We start from the raw sequence: 17915 nt of genomic DNA, 5'->3' as shown, positions 1-17915 counted from the left end.
TGTCCCGGCACGCAATTCCGACGTGATCCCGATGGCCGATCCGAGCAACAAACCAAAGCAGACGCTGTTCACTCGCACGACGGCCCTCATCTGGTCAGCGCTGAGCGTCATGCTGGCGCTGCAATGGTCCGCCGATCTCGGCATGCTGGGTTTTCCTGATGGCTACATAACGCCCTTCGCAAGAGCGACCAGCACGCTTCGGGGCATTCTGACCGCAGCCTGCATGGCCCAGGGTCTCTACTTTTTCTTGGCCGGCGTGTTGGGCAGGAAGGTAAGCGCCGTCGGTCCTTGCCTGCAAATCCTTGCCGCAGCAGTTCTCACCGTGGCGCCAGTGCTTATCGTGAAGGATTGTCCGCATTCACAGCTGTGCAGCAGAGCCTATGAGGCGCTCACCGGCACGATGATGGACGATGGAGCGGGCGGCTAAAGCCACTGCATGCGTTCGGCACGAGGTTGTCACCCATGTCTTAGGTACAATCTGTTACCTATGTCTCCGGGTTGGGCAATCTTGATTTTGGTGAGCGCGATGGGATTCGAACCCATGACCTACTGATTAAAAGTCAGTTGCTCTACCGGCTGAGCTACGCGCTCCCGCGGGCTCAGAAAGGCCGCCCTCGAAATTGCGCGGAACATAGGGAGAGTGCCTCTGCCGGTCAACCGGAAAAAGACGGCTCGCAAACCGGACTGTCCTGCAGTGTCATCATGCCTTGCGGAGCGCTTCGGCGTCGACGGAACGGCCTCGTTCTCGCGCAAGACCGAAGCTCGCGCTTTGCGGGACAAGCGCAAGCAACGAATCGGAAGAACCTTTGCGGATCAGCAACTTGGGATTTTTGGCGGAACAATTTGCGCAGCCTGCCCGTTTCCCGCGATAAGGGACATGCGTTTCAAGGAGAAGACCATGAATAGGATCATGTCGGGCCTGCTGGCGACCACTCTTTCGATCTCATTCGCTGCAGCGGAGATCGTGCCAGTCAACGCTCAGCCCAGCTATGCGCCCCCGGCCCCGGGGCTCACCTCGAATGTCCAGACCGTCCAGTACGAGCCGTGGCGGAGGCACCGGAGTTTCAATCGCGATTTCTCGCGTCGCGATTTCTCCCGGCGCAGTTTTGCGCGTGACGACGGCATGTATTGGCGCGGCCATCGCGGCTATCGCGAATATCGTCGCGGCTATCGCCGTCACGGCGATTTCTGGTTCCCGCTGGCTGCGTTTGCTACCGGAGCGCTGATTACCGGCGCGATCGTCAACCAGAATCGTGTGTATCGTGGCGATGCCCACGTGCAGTGGTGCTATGACCGTTATCGGAGCTATCGCGCTTCTGACAACACTTACCAGCCCAACTACGGTCCGCGCCGGCAGTGCCGGTCGCCTTACTGAGTCCCAGATTAGAGGCTGCAAGCCCGCGCCCGAAACGGCGCGGGTTTTTCATTAGTGCGAATCCCGGGGCATCGGGGCATCCCTGCCTATTGCGTACTTAGCGTCCTGCGCACAGCGTGGCGCCAACCGGCCAGCTTGGCCGCACGTGTCGAAGCATCCATGTCCGGCTTGAACCGGCGCTCGAGCGCCCAACTCCTGGCGAATTCCCGCGCCTTCGGCCAGACACCGGCCTTCGAGCCGGCCAGCCATGCCGCACCAAGCGCGGTCGTCTCGAGAATTGTCGGCCGGTCTACCGGCGCATCGAGAATGTCGGCCAGCCGCTGCATGGTCCAGTCCGACGCCACCATGCCGCCATCGACCCTGAGCACGGTCTTGGCCGAGGCGGCCTTCCAGTCCTTGCGCATGGCGTCAAGCAGGTCGCGTGTTTGGAACGCAACGGATTCCAGTGCCGCGCGGGCAAATTCCGCCGGCCCCGAATTGCGGGTCAGCCCGAAGATGGCGCCGCGCGCTTCGGCATCCCAATGGGGCGCGCCGAGCCCGACGAAAGCAGGCACCAGATAGACGTTCTGCGTCGGATCGGCTTCCGCTGCCAATTTGCCGCTATGCTCGGCCTTGCCGATTACCTTGATGCCGTCGCGCAGCCATTGCACGGCGGCGCCCGCGATAAAGATCGAGCCTTCCAGAGCGTAGGTGGTCTTGCCGTTCAGCCTGTAGGCGATGGTGGTCAAAAGCCGGTTCTTCGAACGAACCAGATCGCTGCCGGTGTTGAGCAGCGCGAAGCAACCGGTGCCGTAGGTGGATTTCATCATGCCTGGCTCGAAACAGGCTTGGCCGATCGCCGCCGCATGCTGGTCGCCGGCCACACCGAGGATTCTGATCTCTGCACCAAACAGGCTTTTGTCGGTGATTCCAAAATCATCGGCACAATCTTTCACCTGCGGCAGCATTCTTGCAGGTATGCCGAAAATGGCCAGCAGCTCGTCGTCCCAAGCGTTTTGTTCGATGTTGTAGACCAGTGTGCGCGAGGCATTGGTGGCGTCAGTGGCGTGGACCTTGCCGCCAGTCAGGCGCCAAATCAGGAAACTGTCGATGGTGCCAGCCAGCAGTTCGCCCTTCTCGGCGCGTTTTCTGGCGCCCTTCACCTTGTCCAGCATCCAGGCGATCTTGGTGCCGGAGAAATAGGGATCGAGCAGCAGGCCGGTCTTTTTCGTGAATTTCTTCTCCAGCCCCAGCTTCTTCAGTTTCTGGCATAGCGGCGCGGTGCGGCGGTCCTGCCAGACGATCGCGTTGTGGATCGGCTTGCCGGTCTCCTTGTCCCAGATGACGACGGTTTCGCGCTGGTTAGTGATGCCGATCGCGGCGACTTCCGCTGCGTTGCGGCCGGCTGTCTTCAGCGCGGCTTTCACCGTTTCCACGACACTCGACCAGATATCCTCGGGATCGTGCTCGACCCAGCCGGAGGCCGGATAATATTGGGTGAATTCCTTTTGCCCGCTGCCGACGACCATCATCTTGTCGTCGAACAGGATCGCCCGGCTCGATGTCGTCCCCTGGTCGATTGCAAGGATATATCCGGTCATTCTCTCTCCCGTCGAAGCGAGTTCAAAGGTGCTGCAATGTCTCGACGCCAGATGGCGCGGAGCCGTTCACGCAAACAGGGGAGACGGCAACATGCCGCCTCCCCTGAGTATGGCGATGCGGGCGCGGACGCCCGCATCAAACGGTCCTATTGCTGCCAGCTCTTCACCAGCTCGTCGTAGTTGATGGTGACCGGCTTTTCCTTCTCGTTCTCGATCTTGAGCTGAGGAGCGAGATTGCCCTTCTTGACCGCGTCCGCATTCCAGTAGGCGAGGTCATGCTCTTCGGCCATCTTCGGACCAATATCGCCCTGGACGCCCGACTTCTCGATGCGGCTCATCACCTTTTCCTGCTCGGCGCAGAGCGAGTCCATCGCTTCCTGCGCGCTCTTGGCACCCGACGAAGCATCGCCGATCGCCTGCCACCAGAGCTGTGCCAGCTTCGGATAGTCCGGCACGTTGGTGCCGGTCGGCGACCACTGGACGCGCGCCGGCGAGCGGTAGAACTCGATCAAGCCGCCGAGCTTTGGCGCACGTTCGGTGAAGCTCTTGTCGTGGATCGTGCTCTCGCGGATGAAGGTCAGGCCGACATGGCTCTTCTTCACGTCGACCGTCTTCGAGGTGACGAACTGCGCGTAGAGCCAGGCGGCCTTGGCGCGGTCGGTCGGCGTCGACTTCATCAGCGTCCAGGAACCGACGTCCTGATAGCCGAGCTTCATGCCGTCCTTCCAGTAGACGCCATGCGGCGACGGCGCCATGCGCCATTTCGGCGTGCCGTCGTCGTTCAGCACCGCCTTGGCGCTGGCGTCGACCATGCTGGCGGTGAAGGCGGTGTACCAGAAGATCTGCTGGGCAACCGCGCCCTGCGCCGGAACTGGCCCCGATTCGGAGAAGGTCATGCCTTGGGCTTCCGCCGGTGCATAGGCCTTCAGCCAATCGAGGTACTTCTGGATGGCATAGACAGAAGCCGGACCATTGGTGTCGCCGCCGCGCGCCGTGCAGGAACCGACCGGACGCGAATTCTCGTCGACCTTGATGCCCCATTCGTCGACGGGCAGACCGTTCGGAATGCCCTTGTCGCCATTGCCGGCCATCGACAGCCAGGCGTCGGTGAACCGCCAGCCGAGCGACGGGTCCTTCTTGCCATAGTCCATATGGCCGTAGACCTTCTTGCCGTCGATCTCACGCCCGGTGAAGAACGCTGCAATGTCCTCATAGGCCGACCAGTTCACCGGCACGCCGAGGTCGTAGCCGTATTTGGCCTTGAAGTCCGCCTTGTTCTTCTCGTCGTTGAACCAGTCGTAACGGAACCAGTAGAGGTTGGCGAACTGCTGGTCGGGAAGTTGGTAGAGTTTCTTGTCGGGCGCGGTGGTGAACGAAGTGCCGATGAAATCCTTCAGGTCGAGATTCGGGTTGGTGACATCCTTGCCGTCGCCTGCCATCCAGTCGGTCAGGTTGCGCACCTGCTGGTAGCGCCAGTGCGTGCCGATCAGATCGGAATCGTTGACCCAGCCGTCATAGAGGTTCTGGCCGGTCTGCATCTGGGTCTGGATCTTCTCGACGACGTCGCCTTCCTGGATGACGTCATGCGTAACCTTGATGCCGGTGATGGCCGTAAAGGCCGGCGCCAGCACCTGCGATTCATACTGATGCGTGGCGATGGTTTCGGAAACCACCTTGATATCCATGCCGGCGAAAGGTTTCGCGGCATCGATGAACCATTGCATCTCGGCTTCCTGGTCGGCGCGCGAAAGCGTCGAAAGGGGCCCGATTTCCTTATCGAGGAAGGCCTTGGCCTCGTCCATTCCGGCATAGGCATTGCTTGCCCCGAGCAACAGGACAAGCGCAGTTGTTGATGTCAAGAATTGCCGTCGCATGTATTTCCTCCACTGTTAAAGTTCAAAGTGCGATCTGGATCGGCGGCCGGCACGCCGCCGTTCCAACAGTTTCCCCCTCTATACGTAGCGGAACACGCCGACGGCGTAGACCACGGAGAGAGCGAGAGCCCACCACAGATTGGGTCCGACTAGACCCAGCCAAGCGAGATGGATAAAGGCGCTGCCAAGCAGCGACAGGAACAGGCGGTCGCCGCGCGTCGTTTCGAACCGCAGCACGCCGACGCGCGGATTGCCGCCCGGCGAGAAGTATTCCCACGCCGCCATGCCGCAAAGCAGCAGAAAGATGGTTCCAAAGAAGGCCGCGGTCGGCCACGTCCAGGCCATCCACGAAAAATCGAGGTTGGACGAGAAGTTAAATCCCCACAGGCGGATATTAGCCGGATCGCTGAAGCCTACCGTTATTGCCACGAAATCGATTTGAAGTGCCACCCAGGCCACGACGACCAGGGCGAGAAGCAGCACGGCCCACCACCATGGGCTTCTGTCGACCTGCTCCATCATACCCTCCCCAGGGCAAAGCCCTTGGCGATGTAGTTGCGCACAAACCAGATGACGAGCGCGCCGGGAATCAGCGTCAGCACGCCGGCTGCGGCGAGCAGCCCCCAATCCATGCCGGCGGCCGAAACGGTGCGGGTCATGGTCGCGGCGATCGGCTTGGCATCGGTTGTCGTCAGCGTACGGGCGATCAAGAGCTCCACCCACGAGAACATGAAGCAGAAGAAGCACGCCACGCCGATGCCGCTCGCAATCAGCGGCATGAAGATCTTGATGAAGAAGCGCGGGAACGAATAGCCGTCAATATAGGCGGTCTCGTCGATCTCCTTGGGTACGCCCGACATGAAGCCTTCGAGGATCCACACCGCCAGCGGCACGTTGAACAGGCAATGCGCCAGAGCCACGGCGATGTGGGTGTCGATAAGGCCGAAGGCCGAATAAAGCTGGAAGAATGGCAGCGCGAACACCGCCGGCGGCGCCATGCGGTTGGTCAGCAGCCAGAAGAACAGATGCTTGTCGCCGAGGAAGCGATAGCGCGAAAAGGCATAGGCAGCAGGCAGTGCCGCAGCCACCGAAATCACCATGTTCATAACCACATAGGTGATCGAGTTGATGTAGCCCGAATACCAGGACGCGTCGGTGAAGATGGTGCGGTAATTCGCCAATGTCGGTGCGTGCGGGTAGAGCGTCAGCGACGAGACGATCTCGCCATTGGTCTTGAAGCTCATATTGATGAGCCAGTAGATCGGCAAAAGCAGAACGATGATGTAGAGCGTCGGCACGATCCACCACCAGCGCGACTCCTCGCCGCGACGGCGCATCAGCCGTGCGATCTCGTCCTGCCGTAGCGGGCTGGCAAGCCCTTCCGAAGCTGTCGTCTCGCTCACTCTGTCGGCTCTTTCGTCAGCGCGGCTCATCTCAGCGCTCCGCGTCGTAATTGGTCATCACGGTGTAGAACACCCATGACAACAACAGGACGATAAGGAAGTAGACCAGCGACATCGCCGCCGCCGGGCCGAGGTCGAACTGGCCGAGCGCCGTCTTGACGAGATCGATCGAAAGAAAGGTCGTCGAGTTGCCGGGTCCGCCGCCGGTCACCACGAACGGTTCGGTGTAGATCATGAAGCTATCCATAAAGCGCAGCAGCACGGCGATCAGCAGCACGCGGTTCATCTTCGGCAGCTGGATGTAACGGAACACCGCCCAGCGCGAGGCACCGTCGATCTTGGCCGCCTGATAAAAGGCATCCGGGATCGAGACCAGGCCGGCATAGCAGAGCAGAACGACGAGGCTGGTCCAATGCCAGACGTCCATGATGATGACCGTGACCCAGGCGTCATATGGGTCTTGCACATAATTATAGTCGATGCCGAGCGCGTTGACGTAATAGCCGAGCAGGCCAATGTCGTTGCGCCCGAACACCTGCCAGATGGTGCCGACGACGTTCCACGGGATCAGCAGCGGCAACGCCATCAAAACAAGGCAAACAGGCACGCCCCAACCCTTCTTCGGCATATTGAGCGCAATGAAGATGCCGAGCGGCACTTCGATCGCCAGGATGATGAAGGAGAAGACAAGGTTGCGGATCATCGCCTGCCAGAAGCGGCTGGAGGAAAGCAGTTCCTCGAACCATTCCGTGCCGGCCCAGAAGAAGACGTTATTGCCGAAAGTGTCCTGCACCGAATAATTGACGACCGTCATCAGCGGTATGACCGCCGAGAACGCCACCAGCAGCAGCACCGGCAGCACCAGGAACCAGGCTCTGTTGTTCCAGGTCTTTTCCACTTCAGGCTCCCATCTCGACGCGCCAGGAATCGGCATAGATGTTGATGCCGGCCGGGTCGAACCGCACCTTCGGATCAGCCGGAACTGTCTCGTCCTCGCCGATGACGGCGGCGATCTCGCGTCCTTCGAGATTGGCACGGACCACCTTGTGGCGGCCGACGTCCTCGACCTTGCTGACCCGGACGGCCATGCCCTGGCTGCCCAGGCGCACATATTCGGGACGGATGCCGAGCTCGATGGCGCCGCCGCCCGCCTTGGGCACGCCCGGCAGTTCGATCTGCTGCGAGCCCAGCTTCGCTGTCTTGCCGTCGATCGCCACCGGCATGACATTCATGCCGGGCGAGCCGATGAAATAGCCGACAAAGGTGTGGCGCGGGCGCTCGAACAGCTCCGCCGGTGTGCCGATCTGCACGATTTCGCCGTCATACATGACGACCACCCTGTCGGCGAAGGTCAACGCCTCGGTCTGGTCGTGCGTGACATAGACCATGGTGTAGCCGAAGCGGCGGTGAAGCTGCTTCAACTGCGAGCGCAGCACCCATTTCATATGCGGGTCGATGACGGTCAAAGGCTCGTCGAACAGGATGGCATTGACGTCGGAGCGCACCAGCCCGCGTCCGAGCGAGATTTTCTGCTTCTGGTCGGCGGTCAGTCCGCGCGCCTTTCGTTTGGCCATATCGGCCAGCCCGGTCATCTCCAGCGTCTCGCGCACCTTGCGGTCGACGTCGGCCTCCGGCACGCCGCGATTGCGCAGCGGGAATGCCAGATTGTCGTAGACGGTCATCGTGTCGTAGATCACCGGGAACTGGAAGACCTGCGCAATGTTGCGCTCTTGGGTCGACAGATTGGTCACGTCCCTGCCGTTGAACAGCAGCTGGCCATGCGAGGGATGCAGCAATCCCGAAATGATGTTGAGCAGCGTGGTCTTGCCGCAGCCGGATGGGCCGAGCAGCGCATAAGCGCCGCCATCCTCGAACGTGTGGTGCACTTCCTTCAGCGCGAAATCGGCATCCGTGCGCGGGTTCTGCAGATAGGAGTGGCGGATATGATTGACATCGATGCGCGCCATCGCTTCCTCCTAGGCCGCCAGCTTCGGCGCGGCCACGGCGCGGCCGTGCTCGTCGAAGACCATGATGTGGCGCGGGTCGATGAACACCTCGACCTCCTCGTCCGGCTCGAAGTCGCGAATGCCGTGGGTCAGCATGACCCAGCGCGCATCGGCAAAATCGAGATGGATGAAGCTTTCCGATCCGGTGATCTCAGTGATCGTCACCTTTGCGCGCACCGGCACTGCGGCGGCGTTGGGCCGATCGAGGGACAGATGATGCGGCTGGAAGCCGATCGTATAGATCGCATCGGCAATGCCGAAGAGTTCCGCCGGCACCGGCAATTTCACGCCGCCCTCGAGCAGGAAATCCAGGCCCTTCTTGGCAAGCACGATGGTGTTGAGCGGCGGATCGGCGAAGGTTCTCGCCGTCACCAGATCGACCGGTTTGCGGAACACTTCGATGGTCGGCCCGAACTGGGTGATGCTGCCCTCGGAAAGCGTTGCCGTGTTGCCGCCGAGCAGCAAAGCCTCGTGCGGCTCGGTCGTGGCATAAACAAAGATTGTACCGGCGGCCGCGAAGACTTTCGGCAGTTCCGCGCGTAATTCTTCACGCAGCTTGTAGTCGAGATTGGCGAGCGGCTCGTCGAGCAGCACGAGGCTGGCATTCTTGACGATGGCGCGGGCCAGCGCGGTGCGCTGCTGCTGGCCGCCCGACAGACTGAGAGGCGTCCGGTCGAGATAGGGCGTTAGTTTGAGAAGGGCGGCGGCATTGCGCACCTCCCTGTCGATCGTTGCCTGATCCGTGCCGGCCACCCGCAGCGGTGAGGCGATGTTTTCGTAGACCGTCATCGCCGGATAATTGATGAATTGCTGGTAGACCATGGCGACGTTGCGCTTTTGCACCGGCATGCCGGTGACATCCTTGCCATCGAACCAGACCGAGCCCGAGGTCGGCACGTCGAGGCCCGCCATCAGCCGCATCAGGCTGGTCTTGCCGGAGAGCGTCGGCCCGAGCAGGACGTTGAGCGAGCCGTGCTGAAGCGTCAGCGAGACGTCGCGGATATGTTCCGCTGCACCCACCGTCTTCGTCACGTTTCTCAGTTCAAGCATGATGCCTCCTCCCAGGCTTTCTGCATCAGTCGGCCGTTCCTATTCGGCAGCCGCTACGTGCTGCCGGCTTATTCCGCGCATGAACTCGTCGAGCACTGCCGCCTGCTCACGGCTGAGACGCAGGCCGCGCTTGGTCCGGCGCCACAATACATCCTCGGCAGTCATCGCCCATTCGTTTTCGACGAGGTAGCGCACCTCGGCTTCGTAGAGATCGGCGCCGAAGTTGCGGCCAAGATCGACGTTCGACTTGGCGAGGCCCAGCAGCTTCCTTGCGCGGGTGCCGTAGAGCCGGGTCAACCGGCGGGCCAGCCGGGCGTCGAGGAACGGGTACGCCGTTTTCAGTTTCGCCACCTCGGCATCGAAGCCGGTGACGGGAAAGTCACCGCCGGGCAGCGGCGCGTTTGCCGTCCATGGTTTGCCGCGCTTGCCGAGAAAACCCTCGATCTTCTCGAGCATCGATTCCGACAATCGGCGGTAGGTCGTGATCTTGCCGCCAAAGGCGTTGACGATCGGGGCGGCACCCTCGCCTCCATCGGCCTTCAGCACATAGTCTCGGGTGGCTTCCTGCGCCTTTGAGGCGCCATCGTCGTAGAGCGGTCGCACCGCGGAATAGGTCCAGACGATATCCGACGGCTTGACCGGCTGCGCGAAATATTCGCTTGCCGCAGCGCAGAGATAGTCGATCTCGGCGTCATTGATCCTGACGTTGTGCGGATCGCCGGGATAGTCACGGTCGGTGGTGCCGATGAGCGTGAACTCGTCCTCGTAAGGGATGGCGAAAATGATGCGCCCGTCCTTGTTCTGAAAGAAATAGGCGCGTGGGTCGTCGAATTTCTTGCCCACGACGATATGGCTGCCTTGTACGAGGCGGACATTGTGCACGTCGTTCAAGCCGACGGTGGCCGACAGCACCTGATCGACCCACGGGCCGGCGGCATTGACCAGCAGCCGCGCCTTGACCTCCTCGGTATCGCCGGTCCGCACATTTTCAAGCCTGACCGTCCAGAGATTGCCTTCGCGGCGTGCGCTGACGACCTTTGTTCGGGTTCGAATGGTTGCGCCGCGCTCGGCAGCGTCGCGGGCGTTCAACACAACCAGCCGGGCATCGTTGACCCAACCGTCCGAATATTCGAACGCCTTTCGAAACAGCGGCTTCAGCGGCTTGCCGGCCGGATCCTTGGCCATGTCCAGCGTTTTCGTCGGCGGCAGCAATTTGCGCCCGCCAATATGGTCGTAGAGGAAAAGCCCGAGCCGGATGAGCCAGGCCGGACGCAGTCCCTTGGCGTATGGCAGCACGAAGCGCATCGGCCAGATGATATGCGGCGCGTTCTTCCACAGGACCTCGCGTTCCATCAACGCTTCGCGCACCAGACGGAATTCGTAGAATTCGAGATAGCGCAAGCCGCCATGGATCAGTTTGGTCGAGCCGGAAGAGGTCCCGCTGGCCAGATCGTTCATCTCGGCAAGAAAAACCGAAAAGCCACGTCCAACGGCATCGCGGGCGATGCCGCAGCCATTGATGCCGCCACCGATGACGAAAATGTCATGAATCGGTGATGCGCTCAAAGAATCCTCCCTCGATTTCGCATTGCAGCATTTTTGGGTTCTTGCGAAACCGTAGAGGAATTATTTCGAAATGATAACGAATGTCAAACGAAATATGATAGGCGGAAGATGCCGCAACGGCATCTCTAGGATAGCGACGTTTCGATCAGCTGAACTTCTGCCTCCCGGCAGATCTTACGCACCGACGGGATGTCGCAACGATCGGTGATAAAGGTGTTGACCTGCGACAGATGGCCGATGCGGACGGGCGCGGTGCGCTCGAATTTGGTCTGGTCCGACACCAGGATCACATGTCGGGCGTTGGCGATGATCGCCTGAGCCACCTTCACCTCGCGAAAATCGAAGTCGAGCAGTGCGCCGTCATGGTCGATGGCCGAGGCGCCGATCACCGCAAAATCGACCTTGAACTGCCTGATGAAATCGACCGCGGCCTCGCCGACCACACCGCCGTCGGAACCGCGCACGACACCGCCAGCGATCACCACCTCGATCGAAGGATATATGCGCATCCTGTTGGCAACATTGATGTTATTGGTGATGACCATCAGGCCGCTGTGATCGAGCAGCGACTTGCTGACAGCTTCCGTCGTTGTCCCGATATTGATGAACAGAGACGCGTTGTCGGGGATCAGCCGGGCTGCTGCGCGGCCGATCGCCTCCTTCTCCTCGGCGGCGATCTTGCGCCGAGCCTCATATTCCATGTTCTCGATGCCGGAGGGGAACAATGCCCCGCCATGGATGCGGGACAAGAGCCGCTGGTCGCAGAGATCGTTGAGATCCTTGCGGATCGTCTGCGGCGTCACGTTGAAATGCGTCGCCAGTTCCTCGACCAGTACGCGGCCATGGTCCTTGGCCATCTGGATGATTTCGGAATGACGCGGCGACAGATACATCTAGCAACCTCTCATTTTCGTTTTTCTCGTCTATAGCTGAAAACGAAAGCCATGAACAGGTATGGGCCGGCTAATGAAAATCGGGCGACTGCAGAGAGAAAAGCTCCGGCGCAATCTCGACGAGGGTATCAACTCAGCCCTCGCGCGATCTCAGTGATGACCTCGAAAGCAGTATCGACGTCCGCCGCAGTCGTTTCGAACTGCCCGACCTGAAAGCGGATCGCCACCTGCCCGTCCACCCGGGTCTGCGTCAGGTAAATGCGGCCGTCATCGTTGATCGCGCTGACCAACCGCAAATTGCGCTCGTCAGAGTCGATGGCCGCAGCCGCGAGATGGCGGAATGAGAATAGCGACAGCATCGGTTCCGTGACGATCTCGAAATCCGGTTCCCGAGCCAGCCGCGCGGCGAGGCTCTCGCTCCAGGCGACATGGTTGCGGATCATGGTCCGCAGATTTTCCAAGCCATGCGCACGCAGCAGGAACCAAAGTTTCAGCGCGCGGAATCTTCGGCCGAGCGGCACCGACCATTCGGAGTAGTTGATGACCCCGTCGCGGCCATGCGTCTTGAGGAATTCGGGCTTGATCGCCAGCGTGCGGACCAGGTCTTCCGGCTGGCGGATGAACTGCATCGAGCAATCGAACTGTGCCCCCAACCATTTATGCGGGTTGAAGACGATGGAATCGGCATTTTCGGCGCCGGTCCAGAAATGCCGGAACTCGGGGCAGATCATGGCGGAGCCGGCCCATGCGGCATCGACATGCAGGTAGAGCCCGTGCCGCTTCGCCACCTCGGCAACAGCCGCCACATTGTCGGTGCCGCCGGTACTTGTGCCGCCGACGCTGGCGATGATGCCCGCCGGCAGCATGCCGTTTTCGCGGTCGGTAACGATCGCGGCTTCCAGAGCCGCCGTCTGCATGGCGCGGAAGCGTCCGGCGACCGGAATGCGCACGAGGTTCGCCTCGCCGATCCCCGACACCCAGATCGCCCGGTCGATGGAAGTATGGACCTGGTCGGAAGAATAGATCCGCACGACCGGCTGCCCTTGCAAGCCGTTCTTGTTGCCTTGCCAGTCGAGCGCGCGCTCGCGCATGGTCAGCACGGCGGCAAGCGTCGCCGATGAAGCCGAATCCTGCATGACGCCGGAAAATCCCTCCGGCAAACCAAGCGCCTGCCGCATCCAATCGACGACCCGCGTCTCGAGCTCGGTTGCCGCCGGCGAGGTCTGCCAGAGCATGCATTGCGCAGCCATCGCGGAAACCAGATACTCGGCCACGACGGAGACCGGTGCCGCATTGGCCGGGAAATAGGCGAAGAAACGCGGATGCTGCCAGTGCGTCATGCCAGGCAGGATCTTTTGTTCGAAATCGGCGAAGATTGCCTGCATCGTTTCACCGTCTTCCGGCGGCGCGGCATCGACGCTTTTGAAGATTTCGCCCGGCTCGACAAGCGGCCGCACCGGTCTCTCGCGAAGGCTGTTTCTGTAGTCGACGCCCCATTCAGCCGCTCGCAGCGACCACTCGCGGAATTCGTTGCTATTCATCTTCTTCGCCTCCGTGGCGCCTCATCGAGCCGCGATCAAAGAGCACGAAAAACGAAGGTTTTCATTCGGGAAAATCAGGCAGACTGGCAAAGGCGGTCTTCAGCGCGTTCGACCAGCTATCCGAGATCGTACGATAATATTGATCGTCCTGGGTTATTCGCTTTTTGAGGCCGACCTTGAAAGTGTCCTTTTCATAGAACAGCAGGTCGAGCGGCAGGCCGACCGACAGGTTCGACTTCAGCGTCGAGTCGAACGACACCAGCAGCAACTTCACCGTCTCGGCGAAACTCATCGTCCTTTCATAAGCGCGGATAATGATCGGCTTGCCGTATTTGGTCTCACCGATCTGGAAGAACGGCGTGTCGTCGGTCGATTCGATGAAATTGCCTTCCGGATAGATCATGAACAGGCGCGGCGCGCTGCCCTTGATCTGACCGCCGAGGATGAAGGAGGCGTTGAAGTAGGAATCCGCCTTTTCGCCAGCCGGCGACGAACTGGCGATGACCTCCTTGACGGTGTCTCCGACCAACCGGACTGTCTGGTACATGGAGGGCGTTTCGAGCAGCGTGGCACGGCGCTCCGCCACTGCCTTGGTGCGTTCGTCGAGCAGGCTGACCACGGCCTGGGTCGTCGCCAGATTGCCGGCCGACATCAAAACGATGACGCGCTCGCCCGGCTCTTCCCAGACATGCATCTTCCTGAAGGTCGAGATCGAATCCATGCCGGCGTTGGTGCGCGTGTCCGACATGAACACGAGCCCGCGATCGATCTTCAGGCCGACGCAATAGGTCATCGAATCTCTTTGGCAACAATCTTGCCGGGGATTACTGCTCCACGGTGACGGTGACCGCAAGCTGTTCTTCCGCCTGTCCCAGCCGAATTCCAGATACCGGCGTGGCGTCGCGATAATCGCGGCCGGTCGCCACCTTCACATAGCGCTCGTCCGGAGAAATGCCGTTGGCGACATCGAAGGCGACCCAGCCGAGGCCCGAGACATGCGCCTCGGCCCAAGCGTGGCTTGCCACCTGCTCGATGGCCGCATCCATCATCAGGTAGCCGCTGATATAGCGGGCCGGAAAATCCATGGCACGCGCCGCGGCAACGAAGATGTGGCTGTGGTCCTGGCAAACGCCGGTCTTGAGCGCCAGGGCCTCTTCGGCCGGCGTCGTCACGTTGGTGCTGCCCGGCGTATAAGCGACGCGCTCGCCGATCACCGCCATCAACCGGTGCAGCCTTTCGATGTCGGTACCCTTGCCGACCGAGGCAGCAAGCTCGCGAATGCCGCTGCCGATCATCGTCAGCGGCGTTTCCTGGCCGAACAGCCAGAGCGGCGCGAAACCCTGGTGCGGTCCGCAGACGCCAGCGGTGTCGCGCGTCACCACTTCGCCGGCTGCTTCGACGGTGATGAAGTCGCGCTCGCCCTCGACGCTCAACAGCCGGGTATCATTGCCGAAATGGTCGGTGAAGCGCACTTCCTCGCGTGCGCCTTCGATCTTCAGCGCCCAGGACAGTACCGTCTGGGTGCGCCCGTTCACCGGGAGCAGCCGCAAACGCTGCAACAGATAATGCACCGGCGCATCGTAGCGGTATTCCGTCCGGTGGGTGATCTTCAGCCGCATCGCACTCGTCCCTGGAGCATGAGCTTTTCCGAAAACCGGTTTCCGCTTTTTAGGGTCATGCTCAATAGAACCGGTAATCCTGCGCGATCTCGTCGCCGAGCCTGGTGTTGTCGCGGATGAAATTGGCCAGAAATTCGTGCAGGCCGGCATCGAAAATATCCTTGATCGACCCGGCCGTCAGCATGGCCTGGGTCTTGGCAGCCGTCGCATGGCAGGCGTGGCGCTCCCCATAGTCGTCACCCAGGAATTTGAGATGCTCCGTCAGGAAGCGGTAGCAAAAGGTCAGCGAGCGCGGCATGCGGACGTTGAGGATCAGATAATCGGCGATGTTGCTCGGCTTGTAGTCGGCATCATAGACCCAGCGATAGGAACGGTGCGCCGACACCGAGCGCAGGATCGATTCCCACTGGTAGTTGTCGAGCGTCGAGCCGACCCAGGAGATCGACGGCAACAAAACGTAGTATTTCACATCCAGGATGCGCGCGGTGTTGTCGGCGCGTTCGATATAAGTGCCGAGCTGCGAAAAATCGAAAATCTCGTTGCGCAGCATCGTGCCGTAGAACGAGCCGCGGATCAGCGCCGTCTCGCGCTTGATTGCGTCGAGCGCGTTGGGCAGGTCGCGCTCGTCGATCGGCTTGGCCAGCATCCGCTTCAGCGACATCCAGGCTTCGTTGATGCTTTCCCAGGTTTCACGCGTCAGTGCGGTACGCACCATGCGGGCATTGTTACGGGCCGTTTCGATAGACGACATCGTGCTCGACGGGTTCGATGTGTCGCGCAGCAGATAGTCGGCGACATTGGCGGCGGTGTAGTCGGAATATTTCTGCGTGAAGCTGGCGTCCGAACCGGCGCTGAGCAGCACCGAATTCCACTCCTCCGAAGCGTTCTGAGTACGAGTCAGCGCCATGCGCAGGCCGGCATCCACCAATCGCGCCATGTTTTCCGCCCGCTCGATGTAGCGGTTCATCCAGTAGAGCCCGTTGGCGGTGCGGCCGAGAAGCATGTCAGGCGGTCCTGTGGTGAATAGTGAAAGGTGAATGGTGAATGGTGACTATCCAGATTCCAGGGCACGATTCCGCGCGCTTCACTTCAGGGCATTTCACCAACATTAACGACCCATATCCTTATCTATTCACTATTCACTATTCACTATTCACTACTTCCACTCTAATCATCCAACACCCACGTATCTTTCGTGCCGCCCCCTTGTGAGGAATTGACGACCAGCGAGCCTTCCTTGAGCGCTACTCGGGTCAGCCCGCCGGGCACGATCTGGATACGGTCGGAAACCAGCACATAGGGGCGCAGATCGACATGGCGCGGCGCCAGCCCCTTGTCCGTCAGGATCGGACAGGTCGACAGCGCCAGCGTCGGCTGAGCAATGTAGTTCGACGGTTTTGCCGCGAGCTTTTTGGAAAAATCCTCGCATTCGTTCATGGTCGCCGCCGGACCGACCAGCATGCCGTAACCGCCGGAGCCGTGGACTTCCTTGATCACCAATTCGTCAATGTGTTCGAGCACGTATTTCAGGCTGTCCGGCTCCGAGCAGCGCCAGGTCGGGATGTTGCCGAGGATCGCCTTGCGGCCGGTATAGAATTCGACGATTTCGGGCATGTAGGAATAAATCGCCTTGTCGTCGGCGATGCCGGTTCCCGGCGCATTGGCGATCGTGATGTTGCCGGCGCGGTAGACGTCCATAATGCCCGGCACGCCAAGTGCCGAGTCGGGGCGGAAGGTCAGCGGATCGAGGAACGAGTCGTCGACACGCCGGTAAAGCACGTCAATCTGCTTGTAGCCCTCGGTGGTGCGCATCGCGACATGGCCATCGACGACGCGCAGATCCTGCCCCTCGACAAGCTGCACGCCCATCTGGTCGGCAAGGAAAGCATGTTCGAAATAGGCTGAGTTGAAGCTGCCCGGCGTCAGCACGGCAATGGTCGGCGCGCCCTTGGTGCTTTGCGGCCGCACTGCCGCCAGCGACTGGCGCAAGAGCTGCGGGTAATTCTCAACCGGCCGCACCTTGATCTGCTGGAACAGCTCGGGGAAGAGCTGCATCATCGTCTCGCGATTCTCCAGCATGTAGGAGACGCCGGACGGCGTGCGCGCATTGTCCTCCAGCACGTAGAACTCGTTCTCGCTGATGCGTACGATGTCGACGCCGATGATGTGGGTGTAGACGCCGGCCGGCGGCCGCACGCCGATCATCTCGGGCAGGAACGCCTCGTTCTTGGCGATCAACTCCTTCGGCACCCGGCCGGCGCGCAAGATCTCCTGGCGATGGTAGATGTCGTCGAGAAAGGCGTTCAGCGCCTGGACGCGCTGCTCTATGCCTTGCGTCAGCCGTCGCCATTCATTGCCCGAAATGATGCGCGGAACGATATCGAAGGGTATCAGCCGCTCCGATGCTTCCTGCTCGCCGTAGACGGCGAAAGTGATGCCTGTCTTGCGAAAGACGCGTTCGGCGTCCTGCATCTTCTCGGTAAGTCTGGCCGGGTCCTGTTCCTTCAGCCAGCGATCGTAAGCCGAATACGGTTTTCTCAGCCCGGAAACTTCCGGAAGCATTTCATCGAACGCTGCCAATCGCATACTCCCCTGTGGCGCCATTTCACTGGCCTCGCTGGAGAAAATCAAGCGCAATCGGTGATTTGTTGGGCGCCGGCGATCAGTATATCGCACTTGCCTAAAATTAAGGCAGCACCAATAGGGCCTTGATCAGGCTTTGCCTGGTGTCCGGGCAAATGTCGGATGGAGATCAAAACGCGCGAAAGGTGACGACCGTGAACGTATCCTTGATGCCCGGGAGAATCTGCACTTTCTCATTGACGAAGTGGCCGATGTCTTCCTCGTCGTCGACATAGAATTTGGCGAGCAGGTCGTAGTTTCCGGCTGTCGAGTAGATCTCCGAAGCAATCTCGGCATCGGCCAGGGCGCTGGCAACGTCGTAGGCCTTGCCCAGATCGCACTTTATCTGCACGAAAAATGCCTTCATTGCCTGGTCCTGCCCAACA

17 protein-coding genes and 1 tRNA gene are annotated in these 17915 nt (G+C 60.6%); 2 read left to right on the top strand and 16 right to left on the bottom strand.

Annotation, left to right across the window (positions count from 1 at the left end; all coding sequences use genetic code 11):
* The first annotated feature begins 31 nt into the window (after positions 1-31).
* Positions 32-427, top strand: a complete 396-nt coding sequence (locus NKI25_RS21295; RefSeq protein WP_352593467.1) for a hypothetical protein — start codon at positions 32-34, stop codon at positions 425-427.
* Between the two features lie 88 nt (positions 428-515).
* On the opposite strand, the gene NKI25_RS21290 is transcribed toward NKI25_RS21295, so the two are convergent.
* Positions 516-591: transfer RNA gene (locus NKI25_RS21290), tRNA-Lys, on the bottom strand.
* A gap of 307 nt (positions 592-898) precedes the next feature.
* On the opposite strand from NKI25_RS21290, the gene NKI25_RS21285 reads away from it, so the two are divergent.
* On the top strand, positions 899-1375 hold the full coding sequence (locus NKI25_RS21285; protein WP_352593562.1) for a BA14K family protein: 477 nt from the start codon (positions 899-901) through the stop codon (positions 1373-1375).
* Between the two features lie 86 nt (positions 1376-1461).
* Here NKI25_RS21285 and glpK read toward each other — a convergent pair whose 3' ends face one another.
* The 15 genes from glpK to NKI25_RS21210 all read right to left on the bottom strand — a co-directional run bounded on the left by glpK (position 1462) and on the right by NKI25_RS21210 (position 17896).
* On the bottom strand, positions 1462-2955 hold the full coding sequence (glpK, locus tag NKI25_RS21280) for a glycerol kinase GlpK (RefSeq protein ID WP_352999297.1): 1494 nt from the start codon (positions 2953-2955) through the stop codon (positions 1462-1464).
* Between the two features lie 146 nt (positions 2956-3101).
* A complete protein-coding gene (locus tag NKI25_RS21275; protein WP_352682868.1) occupies positions 3102-4829 on the bottom strand; it encodes an ABC transporter substrate-binding protein in 1728 nt (575 codons plus the stop codon).
* Positions 4830-4907: 78 nt separating this feature from the next.
* The gene (locus NKI25_RS21270; RefSeq protein WP_352999305.1) at positions 4908-5174 is read right to left on the bottom strand and encodes a DUF2160 domain-containing protein; all 267 of its coding nucleotides are present in this window, start codon (positions 5172-5174) and stop codon (positions 4908-4910) included.
* Positions 5175-5347: 173 nt separating this feature from the next.
* A complete protein-coding gene (locus NKI25_RS21265) occupies positions 5348-6262 on the bottom strand; it encodes a carbohydrate ABC transporter permease (protein ID WP_352455723.1) in 915 nt (304 codons plus the stop codon).
* A 1-nt stretch (position 6263) separates the two neighbouring features.
* Positions 6264-7130, bottom strand: coding sequence for a carbohydrate ABC transporter permease (locus NKI25_RS21260; protein WP_023674893.1), 867 nt, complete (start codon positions 7128-7130; stop codon positions 6264-6266).
* Position 7131: 1 nt separating this feature from the next.
* Positions 7132-8199 carry an ABC transporter ATP-binding protein gene (locus NKI25_RS21255; RefSeq protein WP_352455722.1) on the bottom strand — a complete coding sequence of 356 codons (1068 nt, stop codon included), beginning with the start codon at positions 8197-8199 and terminating at the stop codon, positions 7132-7134.
* 9 nt (positions 8200-8208) lie between these two features.
* A complete protein-coding gene (locus NKI25_RS21250) occupies positions 8209-9288 on the bottom strand; it encodes an ABC transporter ATP-binding protein (RefSeq protein WP_254817350.1) in 1080 nt (359 codons plus the stop codon).
* Positions 9289-9327: 39 nt separating this feature from the next.
* Positions 9328-10854 carry a glycerol-3-phosphate dehydrogenase gene (gene glpD, locus NKI25_RS21245; protein WP_352697699.1) on the bottom strand — a complete coding sequence of 509 codons (1527 nt, stop codon included), beginning with the start codon at positions 10852-10854 and terminating at the stop codon, positions 9328-9330.
* A 125-nt stretch (positions 10855-10979) separates the two neighbouring features.
* Positions 10980-11747 carry a DeoR/GlpR family DNA-binding transcription regulator gene (locus NKI25_RS21240; protein WP_352999294.1) on the bottom strand — a complete coding sequence of 256 codons (768 nt, stop codon included), beginning with the start codon at positions 11745-11747 and terminating at the stop codon, positions 10980-10982.
* 128 nt (positions 11748-11875) lie between these two features.
* A complete protein-coding gene (locus NKI25_RS21235; RefSeq protein ID WP_352455719.1) occupies positions 11876-13288 on the bottom strand; it encodes a pyridoxal phosphate-dependent decarboxylase family protein in 1413 nt (470 codons plus the stop codon).
* Positions 13289-13349: 61 nt separating this feature from the next.
* Positions 13350-14081 carry a proteasome-type protease gene (locus NKI25_RS21230; RefSeq protein WP_254817354.1) on the bottom strand — a complete coding sequence of 244 codons (732 nt, stop codon included), beginning with the start codon at positions 14079-14081 and terminating at the stop codon, positions 13350-13352.
* A 31-nt stretch (positions 14082-14112) separates the two neighbouring features.
* Positions 14113-14907: a transglutaminase family protein gene (locus tag NKI25_RS21225; RefSeq protein WP_352999292.1), complete on the bottom strand. Its 795-nt coding sequence runs from the start codon at positions 14905-14907 to the stop codon at positions 14113-14115.
* A gap of 61 nt (positions 14908-14968) precedes the next feature.
* Positions 14969-15910 carry an alpha-E domain-containing protein gene (locus tag NKI25_RS21220; protein WP_352999290.1) on the bottom strand — a complete coding sequence of 314 codons (942 nt, stop codon included), beginning with the start codon at positions 15908-15910 and terminating at the stop codon, positions 14969-14971.
* 164 nt (positions 15911-16074) lie between these two features.
* Positions 16075-17487: a circularly permuted type 2 ATP-grasp protein gene (locus NKI25_RS21215; RefSeq protein WP_352999288.1), complete on the bottom strand. Its 1413-nt coding sequence runs from the start codon at positions 17485-17487 to the stop codon at positions 16075-16077.
* Between the two features lie 172 nt (positions 17488-17659).
* On the bottom strand, positions 17660-17896 hold the full coding sequence (locus NKI25_RS21210) for an Lrp/AsnC ligand binding domain-containing protein (RefSeq protein ID WP_023674883.1): 237 nt from the start codon (positions 17894-17896) through the stop codon (positions 17660-17662).
* Positions 17897-17915: the final 19 nt, after the last annotated feature.

This window comes from Mesorhizobium sp. M0808, from assembly GCF_040320025.1.
Classification (GTDB): Bacteria; Pseudomonadota; Alphaproteobacteria; order Rhizobiales; family Rhizobiaceae; genus Mesorhizobium.
This window is presented reverse-complemented; position numbering and strand designations above follow the sequence as displayed.

Coding starts and splice junctions, on each gene's coding strand:
- NKI25_RS21285 (WP_352593562.1), top strand. CDS start 899: ATGAATAGGATCATGTCGGGCCTGCTGGCGACCACTCTTTCGATCTCA.
- NKI25_RS21235 (WP_352455719.1), bottom strand. CDS start 13,288: ATGAATAGCAACGAATTCCGCGAGTGGTCGCTGCGAGCGGCTGAATGG.
- NKI25_RS21250 (WP_254817350.1), bottom strand. CDS start 9,288: ATGCTTGAACTGAGAAACGTGACGAAGACGGTGGGTGCAGCGGAACAT.
- NKI25_RS21265 (WP_352455723.1), bottom strand. CDS start 6,262: ATGAGCCGCGCTGACGAAAGAGCCGACAGAGTGAGCGAGACGACAGCT.
- NKI25_RS21225 (WP_352999292.1), bottom strand. CDS start 14,907: ATGCGGCTGAAGATCACCCACCGGACGGAATACCGCTACGATGCGCCG.
- NKI25_RS21230 (WP_254817354.1), bottom strand. CDS start 14,081: ATGACCTATTGCGTCGGCCTGAAGATCGATCGCGGGCTCGTGTTCATG.
- NKI25_RS21210 (WP_023674883.1), bottom strand. CDS start 17,896: ATGAAGGCATTTTTCGTGCAGATAAAGTGCGATCTGGGCAAGGCCTAC.
- NKI25_RS21270 (WP_352999305.1), bottom strand. CDS start 5,174: ATGGCCTGGACGTGGCCGACCGCGGCCTTCTTTGGAACCATCTTTCTG.
- NKI25_RS21255 (WP_352455722.1), bottom strand. CDS start 8,199: ATGGCGCGCATCGATGTCAATCATATCCGCCACTCCTATCTGCAGAAC.
- NKI25_RS21275 (WP_352682868.1), bottom strand. CDS start 4,829: ATGCGACGGCAATTCTTGACATCAACAACTGCGCTTGTCCTGTTGCTC.
- NKI25_RS21220 (WP_352999290.1), bottom strand. CDS start 15,910: ATGCTTCTCGGCCGCACCGCCAACGGGCTCTACTGGATGAACCGCTAC.
- glpK (WP_352999297.1), bottom strand. CDS start 2,955: ATGACCGGATATATCCTTGCAATCGACCAGGGGACGACATCGAGCCGG.
- NKI25_RS21240 (WP_352999294.1), bottom strand. CDS start 11,747: ATGTATCTGTCGCCGCGTCATTCCGAAATCATCCAGATGGCCAAGGAC.
- NKI25_RS21295 (WP_352593467.1), top strand. CDS start 32: ATGGCCGATCCGAGCAACAAACCAAAGCAGACGCTGTTCACTCGCACG.